Source organism: Hyphomicrobium denitrificans ATCC 51888, assembly GCF_000143145.1.
Classification (GTDB): Bacteria; Pseudomonadota; Alphaproteobacteria; order Rhizobiales; family Hyphomicrobiaceae; genus Hyphomicrobium_B; species Hyphomicrobium_B denitrificans.
In genome coordinates this window covers 132,195-149,427 of the sequence record NC_014313.1, presented here as the reverse complement: position 1 = coordinate 149,427, position 17,233 = coordinate 132,195, and the positions used below count along the sequence as shown (strand labels likewise).

The following is a 17,233-nucleotide window of genomic DNA, read 5'->3' as shown; positions in this document are numbered from 1 at the left end:
AATTTACGATTTAGGTTTCTGACGCCTCAATCGGCATATTGAGATCACACGCCACACGTTGCCCTAACGACGGCCTTGCCTTGAGCGCGGCGCGAACATGCGCCGTGAGTGAAGCAAATGGTATCCGCTCCACAAGACGCTCCAAAATCTCGGCAGAGCGGCGGGAGCGCCACCCGCCTGCGAGCCCGTGAAAGTCAAGAATCGCTAATGCTTCTTCTTTCCAAAGAAGCTGCGCGATGATCTTAGCGTCCCGGCCTGGATTAATCCGAGCTTTTCGTTTGTGCTTCAACACAAGACGGTTGTCGGATACCCGCGCTTCCAAACATCCCCACCACTTGGGAATAATCTTGAGCGCTTTCTTTGCGTGCTTACTACCGACAACGAGGGTCATGCGGTCGAAAACCTTGCCGTAAATGTCGGCCTGAGCGGGAAGTCGCTCTAAGGTATCGCTGTCGCTCTTCAGTTCGTAGCCGCTTAGCTCACCGTTTATAACGGCAACATCAATGCGTACGGTGCCAGACCAAATGCCCATCTCTTCAACGAGACGCGTATCCGAAGCACCAGCGTGCTCGGCCCCCAATCGCGCACGAAGCGCCTCGCGCACATCGCTATCGCGCATAATTATTGATCCCACCCCCCAGAGATAGTCTAAGGCGTCGATTGCCGTCTGATCTGTGCTTGGCCATAAGCAAAAGGCGACAAGGGAGGTTGGATTCCCAAGTCGCCTCTGGTGAGCCCTGTTACGGGCCCAACTAGCGCACCATCCCATCCCAGCAGCTTCAAGCGGAGGTGAGAATGACGGCCAAACCATAAACCCGCCCTCGCGGGCACCCAATAGGGCAAAGGGACGGGCGCAAATCGCCGCCCGTCCCGTTTCCGTACTACAAGATGGAGGGCTCAGCCAATGGGCAGCGAGTCAATTTCAACAGCAAGCCCCGCCGCCGCGCATCCATGGCATTGGATCGGGTGCCAGAGCATGTGTCGTGACAATCCCGGGTCAGGAGACAGTCACGGCGACGGGGATTTCAGGATTGTTTGGGGGTCGTTTTGCTCGCATTTCCGGATTCGGCGGCCCGGATTGCGGGTACCACCGTTGGAAATGCGAGCCTGGCCTTGCGATACTGGGCTTTGTTAAGCTCGCGGTCGGCCGACAAGAAACAGAAAAAGCCGATACGCCACGCTAGAATCTAGCAAGAGCGGTGGAGTGATTTGCCTTGTGCGTCAAGGCCTATCCCAGAGGACCGCGGCGCACGCCGCACATGCGTGACATGGCATCCACAGTTCGCTTTGGTAGCTCAGCCGATATCACTTTCCTCTTAATCGAAGGCGGCTTGTATTCGCCAACTTCCGGGCGGGCGAATTCGCCGAAATATTGCGCGGCCGCCGTTTTATAGGCATCAGCTGCCTCATTGAACGTGCCATAGGTCCCGAGGTTCTTCACCTTTCCCCGGACGCCTATATGCGCTTTGAATCTGTTTCCGATCTTACAGACGCCCTTCGCGCCAGACGTATTATTGGACGCGATTTTTCTGTTCTGTTGGTTCTCCGAGTTTGTAGCAAGCCGGAGGTTATCCAGGCGGTTGTTGGAGGGTTCGCCGTCGATGTGATCGATCTGATCTGGTGGCCATTCCCCATAGATGTAGAGCCACGCTAGGCGATGGGCTGGGTATCTCTTTCCGTAAATGGAAATGTACGTATATTTGCCCGTCGTCGGTGAACAGACCACCGTCCCCCGCCTCTTTCCGGGGTAGTTCTCCGTCCACAGGAAAAGCCCGCAAACCGGGATGTATTTGATCACGCTCTTGAGTTGCTGCTGCGTGAGTTCACCCACCAATTTCATTTGCGCTTTCTCCCCGTTAGGTCCTCTATCACACCAAGAAGCTCCGGCCGCACCCGGACTAACTTGATAATCAGCGCAACGGGTCCCGGTACCGCGACACTTGCCCAATATTGGCCGGTGCGGGGTTTCGCCCCCAACAGTTCCGCAAATTCGGTCTGTGTGTATTTCAGCGCCTTCACGGCTTCACGGTATTCGGCCGGGGTCATTGAGGGGCGATCCGCTCTGCGTTGCCAATACGCAACCTTTAGCATCAAACCCGGCTATTTCAAGCAAAAAATACGCAATCTTTGTTGATTCGCTATTGACGAAAAGCGCAATCATTGCGTATTCTATCAATCGAGCCCCGCAACGGCTGACACCGCGGCAGGGCTCTTGATCTCAACCTTAGCAAGAAGGATTGAAACCCAATGTCTGGACTATCACTCCTATTAGTCTTCGTCACGGCATCACCGGTTCTTATTTTAGGCGCGGTCGTTGTTCTGAGCCTCTTCGTCGAAACGATGATCGAGGGGAGCATCGGCAAATGAGCACCTCTCTCAAGGGGCGGGCACTCGCAATCATCGCCGGCTGCGCTTTTGCGGCTGGCGGGTTGACCATCCTGCTCGACAAAGACCTGACGAGGCCGCTCGAATGGGCTTCGTCGCAATGGCTCACGATTCTGACCGTCTTCGGTACGATCGCGGCCGGGCATCTCATGGTCGACGCCGCGCGCGCCCGCCATCTGTTCGCAACTCTCGGCTTCCTCGTGCTGTTTCTGTCGGGAACCGGTCTTGTCGTGTATTCCTCCGTTGGCCGTCAGGTTGAAACCGCTGGCACCACCACACTCTCGGTCGAAGACAACAACACGAAGATTGCTGACAAGACCGAAGACCTGAAAGCGGCTCGAGCCCGGCGCGACTATGCCGACCGTGCTGCGGATCGGGAGATGACCGGGCAGCGTTGCGGCCAGCGCTGCAAGGACTGGAAGCAGAACTCGAAAGACATCACGGTCGTCATCCTACAGCTCGAGGCGGAAATCGCCGCCCTGGGCCCACAGAAGCCCGTCAATGCCAAGGCGGAAGCGATGGCCGACATCGTGCGGCTGTTCCCTGTCCCCGCTTCAAAGCCCCAGATCGTTGCCGTCCTGACGTTGCTGGTGCCCTTCTTGACCACCCTGTTCTTCGAAGTCGGAGCAATCGTCTCGCTCGGATTCGCGTTCCGGCAAAGCAAGCGTCCGGTTTTAGTTGCCGCAAACGATCAATTGCCGAGTCAGATCAAGTCGTTTGCCTCAGTTGCCGACACGCTTCAAACCTCGTTCCCCAGTTCAGTTGAGTTGCCGGAACCGCCCGAACCTCCGAAAGGCAAGCGTCGCAAGCCGTTCCCGAAAGAGGTCATCGACTTTCGAAACCATCCCGTCGTCAAAGCTCTGCGAGGCAACGGAGGATCCGTCACAAGTCACAGGCAACTGGCTGAGTTGCTCGGCATCGATGAAGGGGCTGCAACCCGGCGTCGGCAAGAGGTCGAAGACCTGCTGGAGGTGACGCGTCACGGGAAGCAACTGAGGATCGCTCTCAGGGCTTAGGCAATTATAGCTTCTACTTGATATAATTCAGAGGGGCGGCTCTTCGGGGTCGCCCTTTTCATTTGCAGCCGGAAGATACCCGTATTCCGTTCGCGTCACGACGATATCGCCGTTGTCTTGGACATCCGCCGTCCACGATGCATAGACCGGAGTTTTCGTGTTTGTTCGATCTTCCCACTGCCATTGTCGGCAACCCGAAGCTCTATCCCAGCGGAGCGTCCAGTCTATCGTGACGCCAAGAGCCTGCGTGCGGGCGTTTTGCTGCTTTCGAAATCGTTCCTGATCTGCTGCCAGACGTGCTGCGTATTTCTCGGGTGGCTTGTCAGGATTCATCCTCGTGTTTTACCTTTTGAGGCGGGCTGTCTTCCGCGAGCCAAATCAGGAAGCCGCAGAACGTCAGAAGTAGAGGCCAAAAGATCAGGTCACCGATGCCGTGATCGATGCACCAATAGATTATGGTGGCAATTTTGATCATGCCACGTCCAGCATATCAAGGTCGACTTCAACCTCTCTCGTTCCATTGAAAAGATTCAGAAACACCCGCGCCTTTGTCCCGTGTAGGCCGGCAATCTGCGCAACCTGATGCGCGAACGGACCCGCAGCGATTGCCGCCATCTCACCAACTCGGAAAGCGCGGTGAGTGTTCACCGACCGTCGGTGCGGGATAAGCCCTCCTGACATCTCTCTGAGCTTCGCCATTTCATAGTCAGAGATCGGTGCAGGCCGGCGCCTACCGAACTCATCTGGAAAACCAACAGCAGCGGTGATGTAGTTCTCTGCCATCAGCTCGAGCCATGAGAACCGCCCTCCGACAAAAATGTAGCCGCAAAACATGGGATAGAGGACGGGGATCGAGACGCGGCGGCCCTTCTTGATCGTCTTCCGGAACTTCGTTTCCGTCGGGCAGAATACTTGGTCGTAGCCCTTTTTCTCGAGCACGCCGGGGCGCCATTCCCCGTTCTCGTCATAACGGCCAGCGAGCAGGAATTCACGTTGTGGATTGGTGCGTATGGCGTACCAGGTCAAGGCGTGTTCCTCTTCACGGCCATTTCCGGCGATTGGTAGAAACACTTTATGGAATACCCGGCTTTGATCAGGCCTTCGCTGTGCTCATCGAATGAAATTCCGATAAGTTCCGCCAAAATCATTGCATTCGCTTCAGCGCGTATCGCTGACTTTGCCGCTGCTGACTTTGCTGCTGATGCGCGGTCCCGCTCTTCTTTGATTTGAATAGCGCATGCGTTACATCGGATGCTCCTGAGCGAATGCACGCGGCGTCCGCAGTCGATGCAAAATCTTGGCTTTATGGGCTTCGCATCGACGATCTCACGCACACCTGTGAATTGGTTTCTCAGGGCTTCCGAAACGCTCATGGCACCCTCCTTATCGGTTTCGTTTTCTTCGACTTCTTCTGCTTGATCTTCGCAGATGTGTTGAGCCCGTATCCGGATATCTTCTCAACCTTTCCGGACTTCGTGATGCGGTAGCCGCGAAGGGTTTTGCCGGTCATCTCTTCAACGTCCTGCCGCTACGCATATGCAGACTATCCACAGCGTCGTCCAAAGCGGATGTGCTGCCATGAAATCTCCAATCGTCACGCCGCCTTGCTCCTATTGTGCCGGTCCATCTATCCACTGATATAAGATGTCTCTTTCCGCTGCTTTGATAGGACAGCCGATGCCGAGCCGCTTCTCTGGCGGATCTTCATCGACATGCTCTTCCAGAAATTCAAGATCGCCGTCGGTCAAGCGCACACCGCCTAACTTAGCGGTGTGATCGCGATATATTTGCAGCCATTTCCATAGGGAGCCGGGCATTATTTCTTCCCCAAAATCTTAGGGGCATGCTCTCCGCACCCGTCGTCCATAAAAGTTGTCGGCCATTCAGCTAATGAATGTGATGGCTTCATATCAATGTCATGGCCCGCGCACCAATGCGGCCATACTCCTAAAATATCTCGCTTCTTCTGCGATTCAGGCGACACCGGCATCTCAATCGGCACATGCGAGCGCTCAACAAAAACTCGAAAAACCGCTCTCGGCGCGTGGCGTCTGCATTGTCCTTTATCGAACTCTTCTTGGGCGTGCTCGCGATCCCAAAACCGACACGTGTCGCATCTCTCCATATCCCAGTTTGGGACATCGCTTATGTCTCTAGTTTTGGGCACGGCGGGCCTCCCGAATGATAAAGTCCAAGATCTGATCCCTAGCGCCTAGATCGAAGCCAGCAGCTTTCAGCGTCTCAGCAAAGTCATTGTGGCACCCAATGAGGATATTGAAGAGCCGCGTTTTCTCACTATCGTCGGATGTTTCCTTGACTATTTGAGCGACCATACCGAACGCCGCAGCTAACGCACTGTCTTCTGAAAACGTAATTCTCATGCTGCTTCCTCCTCGCTGCTACGGCGGTTGCTCTCCATGAGCTTCGCCAGCCATCCCGACATATCGCCGGTTCGGACGTTCGCATTCCGCCACTCAGCAGCCTTCCGATAGCGCTCTGCCTGCTGCTTCGCGTACGCGACCCATTCTCGGGGCGGCATCAGTTCGTCGATGTTGTCGTAAGGCTTGCCGTGGCAGATACGGTTCTTAACTGTCAGGATCAGATGGCTGCGAAGTTCCTTGCCCCATCCTTCTGAAATCGCTTCGCGTACCCATGGATGCGGCAGGAAGCGATCGGAGAATTCCCAACCCACCGGCTCTAGCTTTCCCGTCCGCTCGTTTCTTCGCATGGCGTTGACGAAGCATCGCGCGCGGTACTCGGCAATGTTCATGAACTCAAGGGCTTCGTCGGCTGTGCGGCAATCGAAAATCGATCTAGTTGATGACATTGGCGAGCCCCTGTTCAACCATCTCGTTGGCGATCTGCTCCTTCCAGCTTTCGTCGTTGAGATGCAGCAGGCGAGGCGATGCTGTTGGCGCTCGCCCGGTGGCTGATTTGGCGCCGGAAGGAACCGTGGCCGTCGCAATGCGCTTGGATGCCGCTAGGCGCTTCACACGCGCGTCAGCAACGGCGTTGGTGAAATAATCCCAGCTCCACACCCGCCGCCCCTTGTGCGTCGCGGCCTTGGCGCGCAACGCCGGCAGGATGTCGAGTTCGAGATCGCAGCCCGAGTTGATCCACGTTTGCGGGATCATTGTGTTGATCAGGCCTTGGCAGTTTGCAGGGTTGTCGAGGCAGGCGCTGGCGGCGTCGCAAAGCCGATCGTAAAAAACTTTCAAATCCTCGCAGCGTGGCGTGGCGTCATCGCGCGCGGGTTCTGGTAGGGAAGAAGCTACTTGGGTAGTTGTAGTATTTGTATTCCTTGTAAGAGTCTGGTTGGACACTGGTTGGACACTGGTTGCGCTCTGGTTGGTTGACTGGTTGCGCTCTGGTTGACGCGCTTGATATTTGTCGTAATTACATATCGTTGCGATGTTCGCGAAGTGACCGCCACTCTGGTTGATTTCCAGCATGTTCTCGGCCACGAGAATTTTGACGAAGGTTCTGACGGTTTGCTCCGACCATCCCCACGTCTCGGCCAAGAATGCGCGGCCGATGAGAACCTGCCCGCGATCGAGATCGATCATCTTGCCCTTGTGATTGACGCGTTTTGTCTTCCAAGCGGCATTGGCTATCAGCCATTGCCAAGCTGAGCGGCGGTCGAAGGGGCCAACATTCAAGACCGGATGATCGAAGATTTCGACGGACGTTGAGAACCACCGCGTCTTGTTTTCGCCATTCAAATCACCGACGTTATCTTCGGTGACAGCGTTCGGTGTTGCGTCTGTTGGTGTCATCGGTTTTGTACCCCCAAAACTTTAGCGTCAGAGCTGGCTCCAATCCCCCGGAGCCAGCTCTTTTGTTTTCAAAGTGGAATGCCGCCTCGGAGCTGCGGATCGGCGTTGCCCAAGATTGCTGCGCCCGCGCTTTTCAAATCGCTGTACGTGACCGTGCATTCAGCATGGTGCTTCTCGCCGCCGAGATCGTACTTCGCGACCGTCTTGCCGTTCTCATTCATCGCGCAAACGGTGCCGCCGTAAACGTAATAGTCGGAACCGTCCGCGTAGATGAAACGTAGGCGTCCCTTTGAGGGAACACGCCCGATCTCGGTTACTAAGGATTGGCACAGTAAGCGATTTTCGAGGAACTCAATTTCCTTGATGGCGAAGACTCTTTCCGGGCCATCCGGTTCGATGTATTTCACTGTCAGCATTCTGTTTCGTCCTTCTGTTGCTTCTGCGTAGAAAAGTGCCGTGACGATCTGATTTGCGGACATAGGTGTCCCCCCAATTTTGGGGCCGCTCACACCTCCGATCAGATCTCTCTCAGTTAGTAGGATGCACGGCATCACCCCCAGGAAAGCGGTGCGAGCGGAAAACGCAAAACGGCAAGGCGGTCGCGTGGGGCGTGCGTTAGGTGTCTCGGCGGGAGATAAGCGCCTACCGCCCTTTCGGAACGGATCACCTTGGCAATACGCGACCGCCCAGCGGCTTTGCGCCGGGTGTACGCTTACGCAACTGAGACTAGGACTCGTGGTAGGGTCAGGCCCTCAACAGGAGGGACCGACATGGACGATGAGATCAGAGGCCGACTAACAGAACGCGCGGCCGACGTTGCTTTCGGTTCAATGATCAAAATCTTGGTTACAAGATTTCTTTGGAGCGAGGATCGCGATACCTTCCGACGGCGTCTCGCCTCGTTTGAAACCGCCGTTGTCAACGACATCAACGTAGGGCCGCCATGGCCAAAAGTTCCCGACGAATGGAATAAATTTGCGCAGGAAGCCGCCAGCGGATTTGCGACACAAATCATCGCCTCCATCGTCCATAAGACGGACGATCCGTGATGCGTCGACGTTGCAAACCTGAGGCATCTCCTGAAGAGCTCGTAATGCAGCAGCATTGTTCATGCGACTCTCGCCTCCGCTCTGCGCTTAGGGACTTCGATGATCATGCAGTGCACGTCCTATCGTTTTGCGATGCACACTGACGGTTGCATGGCGGAATCATTGTCCCCCGCTCATGGTATGAAAGGCGTCCGCGTAACTTGACCTTACTTTTTTCATTCGCTATGGTCAAGACCTCTGCGCTCGTCAGTTTGCTTGACGTGCATAAGTCCGCGGGTAAGGCAGAATTACCCGCTATGGAAAGGCTCGAAGATCAGGTGAAGAAGGCGTTGGCCAAGAGATTGAAGCTCGCCCGAAAGGAGGCTGGCTTCCGCTTTGCAAACGAGTTTTCGCGAGTGCTCAATATCGAGGAGCACACCTATCGCTCATGGGAGCGAGGAACGCATATGCCCGACGTCTACACGCTTACACGCATCTGTAAGCTGCTGAATGTTGAGCCAAATGACCTTCTTCCTTTGGCTATAAAAAAAAGATCATCCAGCGAGAGTTCGGGTGGGGAATCAAAGGCCGCGTGAAACCATCTACGGCCCCGATTGGTTCCGGTGGGTGCTTGATGCCGCTCAAGAAGCGAGCGCGCTAGACCGATCCGAACTATTCAATCAGAAAGAATAGCTTTCCAGAGCACACACGCAACGCTCCACGTCACCAGCCAAAATGGGCAGGCGATGAGAATGCCGGCCAATAACCCATAATCCCCGGTGGCGCGGTCAAAGATCCAATAGCTTACCCAGATCGCTATGATTGCGATAAGGCCCATCAGAGCTAGAGATATCAGCGCTCTCAGGGCGGTGCCCGCCAACTTCCACACCCAAACAATGCCGTCGATCGCTCGTCGCCAGAACGGAAGCGCCCGACGAGCGGCACACTTTTCGGCTTCGCGCGCCATACGTTCCGCAATTATTCTCGCGCGCGGGTCTTCTGGCGCTAGATCGTGCGTCACCCACGCGAGTTCCGGCGGAGGAACACTGAGGCCGTCTCGATACAGAAAATAGGCGCCGCGCATCGCGCTAAGAAGACCGAAAACCGTTAGCGCACCAGCAATCGGCACTACTCCCTGAGCGATTTCGCTTTCCGGCCACCACAGCAAGCATGCGCCGATAATCAGGACCCCAGAAACAACGGCTGACATCCCGCCTTTCAGAATCTCCATGCCATCTGGCGTGGCCAAGTAGGTGAGCAACGCTGCTGTCTCGTCGTCGATCTCGCGATCGTTTCCCATGCCATCCCCCACTACGATCGATAAGCGCAAGTAATTGGCACCATACAACAATCGCTCGAATTGTGACAGACTTCGGCCCATGCGCGTAATTCTATCTTACTTTTTATGTTGACGCGCAGAGAAAAGTAAGTCTAAGTTACTCACATCAACGAGCGACAGACCATCCCGTCTCCATCGTCGATACCGCTGCCCTGGGGTGTTCCCACCGTCTTAGCAAACCGCCACTGGGGCAGCGGTCAGCAGATTTCCAATCTCGTGCCGTGCGTATCCAAGCGGGGGCGGCATGAGCATCGAAGCCGGGTGGGCCAGTGGATGAGAGGGACACTGTCCTCTGTCTCGCCCGGCACTTAGGGGGGATTACAAAATGCAGACCCGAGACTGCTATGGCATCCGAGCCATTCCATTCTGCGACACGGAATTCGAGGTCGATGGCCTCAAGATGATGTGGGGCGGTGAAGCTCACATCGAGACCGATGGAACGATCATCTTCATATCGCGGGAATGGCTCGGCGAAGGCGATGACCGCATTACATACCGCGTTCCGAACTCCCACGCCGTTACCGACAATCTGACAGATCGCGCCGTGAAGGCGCTGGCCAAGGTTCTCGAAGTCGATTGCAAAGACGAGATCACCGACGCCGTTACGGATCACGCGGTTTCAAATCTTGAGCAGGTCTGGTCGCCCCGTTCCGAGTGGGGAACCCATCGCACTCTCCGCGGGAGGGTCGCCTGATGCTCCCTCTTCAATTCGATTTCAAACGCCGTCCGGCAATCGACAGCAAGTGCTTCGACCTTGCCGAGCACTTCATTCCGTTTGCTCCGACTGCTGACAAACGCACGCTTGCCGGTGAGTTGCAGCAGGTCGTCGACGACTTCTTCTTCGACAAGACGCAGGCAATTCAAAGCAAGGTCCGGGCAATCGCTGAGGACATCGCGTGATGCTCGAACACTTCCTCGAATTCGTCCGGCAGAACCCTGGCTTCTCGATCTTCGTTACGGTCGCTCACACCATGGCGTTCTGTTGGGCTGTCGCGATCTTCATCAACCGTCGCTGAGTTCAATGTGGAGTTCGTCATGCTTTCAAAGTTCGATCTCGGAATAACACTGCTCGTGCTCTGGGCCATCGGTGTCATGGGAATGGCCCTCTACTACTCAGGATAAAATGATCGACCGCCGACTGTGGGAGGCCTTGGGCCTCGCAATTCTAGCGAGTGCATTCGGGTGGTTTGCGTTGGGTTTGTTGTACGTTTCAGGGGGATTTTAGATGCTGCCGTCGTTCGCAAAGTCATCGTTTCGAGAACTGCTCGAACGCGCATCCAAGACGCAGCCGACAAGCAATATCCGTCCGCTGCATTCACTCGACAGCCTTGCACGCGCCGCACTCGATTCAACGCCAACCGTCGTTGATCTCGAATGCCAGTGTGACCGCCTGAAGAAGGCTTACGAAGATGCGAAGGCGGAAGCGGAAGCTTATCTCGAAACTCTCAAAACCGAGTTCGAAGCAGAGATTACCAAGGCTGAAGTTGCCCTGGCGCAGGCCAAGGATGATCGGCTGCGGGCTCAGTATCGCGCGCTCCGCCAGCAAGTTGATCTTGGCGTGTTCGAGGGCGTGAGAAGCCTCGACGAACTCGTGCGCAACAAAGACCTGAAAGAGGCCTCCAATGGCACTGACTGATTACGCCAAGAACATGCAATCCAACTTCGAACTCCGGCGCGAGATCGAGCGAATGTTCACTGAGTTGAAACGTCGAAGCTCCGCTGAAGCCACCGTCGTCGTTCAGCGGCTCTCGAACATCAATCGTCAAACATCGGCAGGGAGGAATGTCGGATGAGCGCTCTCGCAACAATAACTCAAACGCCCGTCGCTATCACGCCAATGGAGATGTTAAACTCCGCCATTACCCGCGGTGACAGCCTCGACAAGCTCGAACGTCTCATGGATCTAAATGATCGGTGGGAGAAAGCGCAAGCCAAGAAGGCATTCATCGAAGCCAAGGCCGCGTTCAAAGCGTCCGCTCCGGTGATCACGAAGGACAAAACGAACAATCAATATAATTCCCGATACGCGTCGATCGGGAGCGTCGTCAACGCCGTCAATGAGGCGCTGAGCAAACATGGTCTGGACGCCGACTGGCAGTTTGATCAGTCGAACGGCATCCGCGTCACCTGCATCCTAACGCATGTCGCTGGTCATTCGGAGAGCGTCTCGCTTGTCGGAACTCCGGATACATCGGGCGCGAAGAACCCGCTGCAGCAAATCAAATCGACGCTGACCTATTTGAAGCTCGCGACGTTCGAGGCGGTCACCGGCATTGCCACCAAGGAAGGTAATCGCGATGACGACGGAAACGCTTCTGGCGTGGTTTCATTTATCAGTGATGAGCAGGTCGAGGAACTGACCGCACTGATCACCGAGACAAAGACTGACATCGCCAAATTCCTCGAGATCGGCAAGGTCGAAAGTCTATCCGATATAACCACCGCAGATTTCGGGAAGGCGAAAGCCCTTCTTCTCTCCAAAAAGAAGAAGGACGTTTCCAAATGAACGTCATCGACTGTGAGCAGAATAGCGCGGAGTGGCTGGCGGCGCGCTGCGGAAACCTTGGGGCCTCGAGCATTGCCGATATGGTCGCCAAGACGCGAACAGGCTGGGGCGCATCGCGGTTCAACCTAGCTGCCCGTATCGTTTGCGAACGCCTGACCGGAACCCCGCAAGAGTCCTACACGAACGCCGCGATGCAGTGGGGACACGATACCGAGCCGCAGGCGCGCGCAATGTATGAATTCATGCGCGACGTTGCCGTTCAGCAAGTTGGCCTCGTCCTGCATCCGTCCATCAACAAGAGCCACGCTTCTCCGGATGGTCTTGTTGGCGATGCCGGCCTCATCGAAATCAAATGCCCCAACACCGCGACGCACATTGAAACGCTGCTGAGCGAGGATGTGGAAGGCAAATACATCAAGCAGATGCAGTGGCAGATGGCTTGCTGCGGCCGGGCTTGGTGCGACTTCGTTTCGTTCGACCCGCGCCTGCCGGCAGAAATGCAGATGTTCGTTCAGCGCGTTCCCCGCGATGACGACTTTATCGCGGAGTTGGAGCGCGAGGCCCGGTTGTTCCTTGCGGAGATCGACAAAACGATCGCGACGCTTTCGGACAAATACCTAAGTCGCGAGGCCGCCGAATGACCTCCGATGCCACGGGCGTATGCCTGCTCATTCTCATCTTCGTTGTGGCTGCGGTTCTTATTTCAAAAGCTGTTGCGCCTCAGAACGATTCCGAAATCCGACCAAGGATCGTGAAGACGATTGCTATCAATGTGAATGAGGAAGCAGGGCTGTGAGATCACCCTGGCACCATGAGCCGCGCAAGTTCCTGACAGAGCAGCAGGCGGCGAAGCTGTTTCTCGAACGCGGCGGCGTGTGCAGTCAATGTGGGCGCAAGCTCATGCCGGCTGATGACTGGATCGTGGAGCACGCGCTTGCTCTTGAGAATGGCGGCACGAACGACTGGTCAAATCTGACGCTCACATGCGCCTGGTGCAAGCCGAAGAAGGACGCTCACGATCACGCTACAGCTGGCCACGGACGACGCATGGCCGCCAAGCACATCATCTCGAAATCGATGCGTAAGAAGTCGGCTCTCTCAAAGAAGCCGGGAACGAAATTCAATTGGGCCGCTGGACGATACGAGCGCCAAGAGGACGAGTCATGACCACACCCGATAAAGAAGAAATGCCGACAGAAGATAGGACTGCGGGACCTTGGACGATCGAGGGGCCTGATCAGTTTGGCGATTACAACATTCATCATCCGGCGGATCGCCTGGCGATCGGAGCCGTCGTTTCGAATTTGCGTCCGCCCGAGGAAAATGCGGCCAACGCTCACTTCATCGTCACCGCCTGCAACGCCTATGAGCCAATGAGAGAGGCGCTACAACAAGCGCGTCGAATGTGTTGGACCGCTGTTCGGCTAGGGATCGATGACCCGGCATTTGATCCTGACAAGCACGCCATAATCCAGAAGATCGACACCGCTCTCTCCACCCTCCCTGTAAACGATCGGCATCATTCAGGAAGTGATTCCTATCAAGCTGACGCCAGTGCACCTGCTCTGTCCGAGAAAGTCACCTTGCCATCAGAGCAAGAGGCACTCCTGCTTCGCGATTTCGAGAGCTACCGATCTCGCGGCACCGAATTTGTTGGCGCTTATCGTGCGGGACTTTCATCAGCAATGGGCATTTGCGATCTGCTTGCAGATGAGTGTGGTTCACGCACGAAGGCGACGCGACGAGCCTTCGAGGCGTTGAAGGTAGCTGCGGATCGCATCGAACATTTTCGCAGAATGTGTTCTGCCGAGTTGAATTTCTCGAACGACGCCGAGCGCGATGGCGTCAGCTTGAAATCCGATACTTCCTCTCAGCCTTCAAGCGAAGCGGGGAAGCTCAGCACTGATGAGGTGCTGTGATGTCGAGCCGCTTTAGATGCTGGACAAGCTGGTGTCGGCCTGGGCGTCGATGCTGTCTTTGCAAGCACAAAAACCGCGCTGCTCTCAGCGCCCCCTCTACAGATGAAAAGGTGCGCGGATGACGTGCGAACGCTGCCAAGGGAACGGCGAGATTGTCACCGATTGGGATCGGTATTTGAACCCTCGGACCGGCGACAAAGGTGATGAAGCCGTAGCCGAGTGTCCCGATTGCGGAGGCAGTGGCACGGTTGAAGCCCCCTCTACTAATGGAGCGGTGAAGTGAGCGGGACACCTAATCAAGACGAATGTCGCGGGACGCTTGTTCGTGGCTCAGACGGGGTTCTATCGTGCCCTGAATGCGGCTGGCGCTTTGAGCCTGGATCGCCAAAGTCCCGCATGCGCAAACCGACTGCGATCGAAGCCAAAGACGCCGAGATCGCGTCCCTTCGCGCTCAACTCGATGGCGTGAAACGGGCTGCTGAAGTGCGTGACGGAACCGTCGCTGCGCTGAATGAAACTTGCGTCAATCAGGGTTTCGAGATCGCCGACCTCAAAACGAAACTCGATGAGGCGAGAACCGATCGTGACGCCTACAAGCGCGATGCCGCAAGAGCGCTCGAACAACTCGGTAAGGGGCTCGACGACCAAATCGACGCCGTGCGCGCGGCTGCGATAGAGGAATGCGCGGCGATTGCTGAAGCGTGTGACATGCGCCTGCTTGAATACCCGAACGACACAGCGCGCACTCATTATGAGAGCGCAGTCATGGACGCCAGCATGAGCATTGCAACGATCATCCGCACCCTTCTTTCGGAGAGCAAGTCATGCTGAGCGACATCCTCCTGATGAAGAAGCAATTCAAAGTCGGCAGTCGCGTCGTGCCATCGGAGTACGGGCGCGTGCAGCACATCGTGCAAAAACGCGTCAACAGAGGCACGGTCGTTTCCGTCAGCAATGTATCGCCCGCTGGTTATGCGGGGACTGTTACCGTCCAATGGGACTGCTACAAGCGCGCGCACTCTTATGCGGCGTGCTTCATCGATCCTCTGATGACGCGAGGTAAGTCATGAGCATTGAGATCAACGAGGACTATTTCGAGGTGTTCATCGATGGCCCCGCAATCGCCAAATACTTCACCGCGGCTGAACGCGATGAAATCAAGCGACGTGTGCGGACATCATGCTCATCCTCCGAAAGCGCCCGTATAGCAGAGCTTGAAAAGGCGCTGAAACAGGCAAAAGACGCGCTGATCTCGATGCGGGATTTAGCGCGTAGGACATCAGCGCTCCAAAGCCGCGCGCACGTCGATCTTGGAATATCAGTAAACCACGCGATTGACGAAGCCCGCACCACTCTTGAAGCATCTGAACGAGGGGGTGAATAGATGGAAAATGCTAACAACACCGCATACGATCTCGTTGTCAGCTTTTCCGGGCTCTACGGGACAATGCCTGAAGAACACGCTTTTGTTCACGGATGCGAATTCGGCCAGCTCTGGCAGCGCATGACGAGTGGCTCTGAAGCCGAGATCGAAGGCACATTTCATTCCGCAAATCGTGTCGTCATCGAGCGCGCATGTGTATCGCAGGGTTGGTCGGCTGAGTTCGAAGACGCCAAAGATGACGACGGAAAATCGTATGACGAATGGCTTTTTGTCAAACTCAAGAAAGTGAAATCGGCGTCGCACAATCCACACGGACTGCGCGTGGTGGCATCTGAACGTTGGGGTTCGTGATGTTCATTTTGTATACGGCGCAATTCAAGATCAGGCGCGTATCGTATTGCAGCAGCCTACCGGTCGATCCGAGCGCTCGTTATTTCCAGTGCCTCATGGTCCCTGGCACCGTCGACCCGATGCGTGACTGGGAGTTCGACATATGACCGACCTCCCCACACTCAAATCCTTGCAGAAGCAGTCCGCTCTCCGAGTGCGGACTCTGGGAACCGACTACTTCGAGGTGAGCGCATCGAGCGTAGAATGGTGGACGGCCAAGCGGACGGCAGAATGTTGGTACATAACCAACGCGTTCATGCGCGAGGTCACACCAACCGGAAAACGCGGGCGCGAGATCATTGCGGCCATCGAGAACAAACTAAAAATGGATGCTGTTCGCAATTGCTTGAGGGCGTCGAAATGACCGACCTAGAATCCCTCCGCTCCCTACAGAAGCGCATACGTGAGGACTCAGCAAGCGCCGTTGAGACGGATGCGTCACGCTCAAAACCCCGAAGAACACGAACCAATTTATCTGGATTTACTGTCGAGCAACGTTATCAACACGACACAGAGCGCCGTCGAAAATGGCGACAAAACAACCCCGACAAAGAACGAGCCAGACACAAGAGATACTATGCCAAAAATACGGATAAACACCGCGCGACATGCGCCAGGGTGCGCATGGAACGTCTAGAGGAGCGCCGCCAGAAGGACATTGAAACTTATCGGCTGACGCGATCAGACTGGCGAAAAGATATCGTCCACAAAGTTAGTTCTGCGCGCCGTCGCGCCGGGAAACTCGGCATGGAATTCGATTTAGATCATGCATGGACGCTCGAACAGGTCGAGCGTCTGCGGTTGGACCCACGATGCCCCGCAACTGGCGTTGTCATGTCTCCAGGCCGTGGACAGAACAGAGGGAAGCCATTCCCGACTACACCCTCAATTGATCGGATCGACCCTGCTAGAGGTTACACGAAAGATAACGTTCGCTTCGTTTGCTATTTCGTGAATTGCGCCAAGCGAGATTTCGAAAATGCTGCAATCGAAGCCATAGTACTCGATTGGGCCGCGAGAATCCAAGAAAGCGCCGTCTCCGCCCTCATTGCCCAGGAAGAAGCAAAGGAGAAAGCTGATGCCAGCTGAAGTCGGGAAATATCCGAACGGCGATACGTTCGTGCGGGTGCGGCTTTCTCAGGGCGACTATTCGGTTCGAATTGACGCGACGGTTGAGGGCAGCGGAAAAGACGCCGACGTGGCAACTGAAATGCTGCATGTGGCACTCAGAAATCTCTCGGATATGGCGAGCGATGCCGCCGACGCTATGGGCGACGGAGAGGAAGAAGCAAAGCATACGGAGAAAGCGGGATGACAAAGAATTCCGACACTCTTCCAGCTGAACAGTCGGCGCCAAAGCGGTCTCCGTACGTCTACAGGTGCCAAAAGCATAATTACGTTCTTGAGACGACGGCTCCAAAGATCGGTGCGACGCTCAAGATCTTTTGCCCAATCTGCAAGGACGAGTGGTTTGCACAGCATCTCACAGA

Annotated in this window: 31 protein-coding genes; 19 read left to right on the top strand and 12 right to left on the bottom strand. The window is 55.7% G+C overall.

What is annotated here, in order from left to right; translation table 11 throughout:
• Positions 1–10: 10 nt before the first annotated feature.
• Together HDEN_RS00695 and HDEN_RS00690 are read right to left on the bottom strand one after the other, a co-directional pair.
• Complete coding sequence (locus HDEN_RS00695; protein ID WP_049775114.1) at positions 11–619, bottom strand: sce7726 family protein; 609 nt, start codon at positions 617–619, stop codon at positions 11–13.
• Between the two features lie 609 nt (positions 620–1,228).
• On the bottom strand, positions 1,229–1,840 hold the full coding sequence (locus HDEN_RS00690; RefSeq protein ID WP_013214193.1) for an HNH endonuclease signature motif containing protein: 612 nt from the start codon (positions 1,838–1,840) through the stop codon (positions 1,229–1,231).
• A gap of 523 nt (positions 1,841–2,363) precedes the next feature.
• Between HDEN_RS00690 and HDEN_RS00680 the strand changes: the two genes are divergently transcribed.
• Positions 2,364–3,401: a hypothetical protein gene (locus tag HDEN_RS00680; RefSeq protein WP_013214190.1), complete on the top strand. Its 1,038-nt coding sequence runs from the start codon at positions 2,364–2,366 to the stop codon at positions 3,399–3,401.
• Positions 3,402–3,428: 27 nt separating this feature from the next.
• Here HDEN_RS00680 and HDEN_RS00675 read toward each other — a convergent pair whose 3' ends face one another.
• The 9 genes from HDEN_RS00675 to HDEN_RS00645 form a co-directional block, all read right to left on the bottom strand.
• Positions 3,429–3,734, bottom strand: coding sequence for a hypothetical protein (locus HDEN_RS00675; protein ID WP_013214189.1), 306 nt, complete (start codon positions 3,732–3,734; stop codon positions 3,429–3,431).
• Positions 3,735–3,872: 138 nt separating this feature from the next.
• Positions 3,873–4,427, bottom strand: a complete 555-nt coding sequence (locus HDEN_RS00670; RefSeq protein WP_013214187.1) for a transcription termination/antitermination NusG family protein — start codon at positions 4,425–4,427, stop codon at positions 3,873–3,875.
• Positions 4,424–4,774 (bottom strand): hypothetical protein, encoded by a 351-nt coding sequence (locus HDEN_RS17875; RefSeq protein ID WP_013214186.1) that lies wholly within the window; start codon positions 4,772–4,774, stop codon positions 4,424–4,426. Before HDEN_RS17875 ends, HDEN_RS00670 begins: the two co-directional genes overlap by 4 nt.
• Positions 4,771–4,911, bottom strand: coding sequence for a hypothetical protein (locus tag HDEN_RS18250; RefSeq protein ID WP_013214185.1), 141 nt, complete (start codon positions 4,909–4,911; stop codon positions 4,771–4,773). The genes HDEN_RS17875 and HDEN_RS18250 overlap by 4 nt, the downstream gene beginning before the upstream one ends.
• 100 nt (positions 4,912–5,011) lie before the next feature.
• On the bottom strand, positions 5,012–5,218 hold the full coding sequence (locus HDEN_RS17870) for a hypothetical protein (protein ID WP_013214184.1): 207 nt from the start codon (positions 5,216–5,218) through the stop codon (positions 5,012–5,014).
• Positions 5,219–5,554: 336 nt separating this feature from the next.
• Positions 5,555–5,782, bottom strand: a complete 228-nt coding sequence (locus HDEN_RS00660; RefSeq protein ID WP_013214183.1) for a hypothetical protein — start codon at positions 5,780–5,782, stop codon at positions 5,555–5,557.
• Positions 5,779–6,228 carry a hypothetical protein gene (locus HDEN_RS00655; RefSeq protein WP_013214182.1) on the bottom strand — a complete coding sequence of 150 codons (450 nt, stop codon included), beginning with the start codon at positions 6,226–6,228 and terminating at the stop codon, positions 5,779–5,781. Before HDEN_RS00655 ends, HDEN_RS00660 begins: the two co-directional genes overlap by 4 nt.
• Positions 6,215–7,177, bottom strand: a complete 963-nt coding sequence (locus tag HDEN_RS00650; protein WP_013214181.1) for a hypothetical protein — start codon at positions 7,175–7,177, stop codon at positions 6,215–6,217. The genes HDEN_RS00655 and HDEN_RS00650 overlap by 14 nt, the downstream gene beginning before the upstream one ends.
• A 68-nt stretch (positions 7,178–7,245) precedes the next feature.
• Positions 7,246–7,593 carry a hypothetical protein gene (locus HDEN_RS00645; protein WP_013214180.1) on the bottom strand — a complete coding sequence of 116 codons (348 nt, stop codon included), beginning with the start codon at positions 7,591–7,593 and terminating at the stop codon, positions 7,246–7,248.
• A 354-nt stretch (positions 7,594–7,947) separates the two neighbouring features.
• Here HDEN_RS00645 and HDEN_RS00640 point away from each other — a divergent pair, with 354 nt between their 5' ends.
• Entirely contained in the window at positions 7,948–8,226 is a 279-nt protein-coding gene (locus HDEN_RS00640) for a hypothetical protein (RefSeq protein WP_013214179.1), read from the top strand.
• Between the two features lie 200 nt (positions 8,227–8,426).
• A complete protein-coding gene (locus HDEN_RS00635; RefSeq protein WP_150103156.1) occupies positions 8,427–8,801 on the top strand; it encodes a helix-turn-helix domain-containing protein in 375 nt (124 codons plus the stop codon).
• 80 nt (positions 8,802–8,881) lie between these two features.
• Here HDEN_RS00635 and HDEN_RS00630 read toward each other — a convergent pair whose 3' ends face one another.
• On the bottom strand, positions 8,882–9,505 hold the full coding sequence (locus tag HDEN_RS00630; protein WP_013214177.1) for a hypothetical protein: 624 nt from the start codon (positions 9,503–9,505) through the stop codon (positions 8,882–8,884).
• A 364-nt stretch (positions 9,506–9,869) separates the two neighbouring features.
• Here HDEN_RS00630 and HDEN_RS00625 point away from each other — a divergent pair, with 364 nt between their 5' ends.
• The 16 genes from HDEN_RS00625 to HDEN_RS00560 all read left to right on the top strand — a co-directional run bounded on the left by HDEN_RS00625 (position 9,870) and on the right by HDEN_RS00560 (position 17,058).
• A complete protein-coding gene (locus HDEN_RS00625) occupies positions 9,870–10,238 on the top strand; it encodes a hypothetical protein (RefSeq protein WP_013214176.1) in 369 nt (122 codons plus the stop codon).
• The gene (locus HDEN_RS00620) at positions 10,238–10,444 is read left to right on the top strand and encodes a hypothetical protein (protein WP_013214175.1); all 207 of its coding nucleotides are present in this window, start codon (positions 10,238–10,240) and stop codon (positions 10,442–10,444) included. The genes HDEN_RS00625 and HDEN_RS00620 overlap by 1 nt, the downstream gene beginning before the upstream one ends.
• A gap of 325 nt (positions 10,445–10,769) precedes the next feature.
• Positions 10,770–11,180 (top strand): hypothetical protein, encoded by a 411-nt coding sequence (locus HDEN_RS00615; protein ID WP_013214173.1) that lies wholly within the window; start codon positions 10,770–10,772, stop codon positions 11,178–11,180.
• Positions 11,167–11,337 carry a hypothetical protein gene (locus HDEN_RS18245; protein ID WP_013214172.1) on the top strand — a complete coding sequence of 57 codons (171 nt, stop codon included), beginning with the start codon at positions 11,167–11,169 and terminating at the stop codon, positions 11,335–11,337. Before HDEN_RS00615 ends, HDEN_RS18245 begins: the two co-directional genes overlap by 14 nt.
• Positions 11,334–12,050 carry an ERF family protein gene (locus tag HDEN_RS00610; RefSeq protein WP_013214171.1) on the top strand — a complete coding sequence of 239 codons (717 nt, stop codon included), beginning with the start codon at positions 11,334–11,336 and terminating at the stop codon, positions 12,048–12,050. The genes HDEN_RS18245 and HDEN_RS00610 overlap by 4 nt, the downstream gene beginning before the upstream one ends.
• Positions 12,047–12,691 carry a lambda exonuclease family protein gene (locus HDEN_RS00605; RefSeq protein WP_013214170.1) on the top strand — a complete coding sequence of 215 codons (645 nt, stop codon included), beginning with the start codon at positions 12,047–12,049 and terminating at the stop codon, positions 12,689–12,691. Before HDEN_RS00610 ends, HDEN_RS00605 begins: the two co-directional genes overlap by 4 nt.
• Positions 12,688–12,846 (top strand): hypothetical protein, encoded by a 159-nt coding sequence (locus HDEN_RS18240; protein ID WP_013214169.1) that lies wholly within the window; start codon positions 12,688–12,690, stop codon positions 12,844–12,846. Before HDEN_RS00605 ends, HDEN_RS18240 begins: the two co-directional genes overlap by 4 nt.
• The gene (locus tag HDEN_RS00600; RefSeq protein WP_013214168.1) at positions 12,843–13,217 is read left to right on the top strand and encodes an HNH endonuclease; all 375 of its coding nucleotides are present in this window, start codon (positions 12,843–12,845) and stop codon (positions 13,215–13,217) included. Before HDEN_RS18240 ends, HDEN_RS00600 begins: the two co-directional genes overlap by 4 nt.
• Entirely contained in the window at positions 13,214–13,969 is a 756-nt protein-coding gene (locus tag HDEN_RS00595; protein WP_013214167.1) for a hypothetical protein, read from the top strand. Before HDEN_RS00600 ends, HDEN_RS00595 begins: the two co-directional genes overlap by 4 nt.
• A gap of 396 nt (positions 13,970–14,365) precedes the next feature.
• Entirely contained in the window at positions 14,366–14,800 is a 435-nt protein-coding gene (locus HDEN_RS00590) for a hypothetical protein (protein WP_013214166.1), read from the top strand.
• Positions 14,794–15,039: a hypothetical protein gene (locus tag HDEN_RS00585; RefSeq protein ID WP_013214165.1), complete on the top strand. Its 246-nt coding sequence runs from the start codon at positions 14,794–14,796 to the stop codon at positions 15,037–15,039. The genes HDEN_RS00590 and HDEN_RS00585 overlap by 7 nt, the downstream gene beginning before the upstream one ends.
• Entirely contained in the window at positions 15,036–15,353 is a 318-nt protein-coding gene (locus tag HDEN_RS00580; protein WP_013214164.1) for a hypothetical protein, read from the top strand. The genes HDEN_RS00585 and HDEN_RS00580 overlap by 4 nt, the downstream gene beginning before the upstream one ends.
• Entirely contained in the window at positions 15,354–15,704 is a 351-nt protein-coding gene (locus HDEN_RS00575; RefSeq protein ID WP_013214163.1) for a hypothetical protein, read from the top strand.
• A 142-nt stretch (positions 15,705–15,846) separates the two neighbouring features.
• On the top strand, positions 15,847–16,107 hold the full coding sequence (locus HDEN_RS00570; protein ID WP_013214161.1) for a hypothetical protein: 261 nt from the start codon (positions 15,847–15,849) through the stop codon (positions 16,105–16,107).
• Positions 16,104–16,832, top strand: coding sequence for a hypothetical protein (locus tag HDEN_RS18080; RefSeq protein ID WP_013214160.1), 729 nt, complete (start codon positions 16,104–16,106; stop codon positions 16,830–16,832). The genes HDEN_RS00570 and HDEN_RS18080 overlap by 4 nt, the downstream gene beginning before the upstream one ends.
• On the top strand, positions 16,822–17,058 hold the full coding sequence (locus tag HDEN_RS00560) for a hypothetical protein (RefSeq protein WP_013214159.1): 237 nt from the start codon (positions 16,822–16,824) through the stop codon (positions 17,056–17,058). The genes HDEN_RS18080 and HDEN_RS00560 overlap by 11 nt, the downstream gene beginning before the upstream one ends.
• The last annotated feature ends 175 nt before the right edge of the window (positions 17,059–17,233 follow it).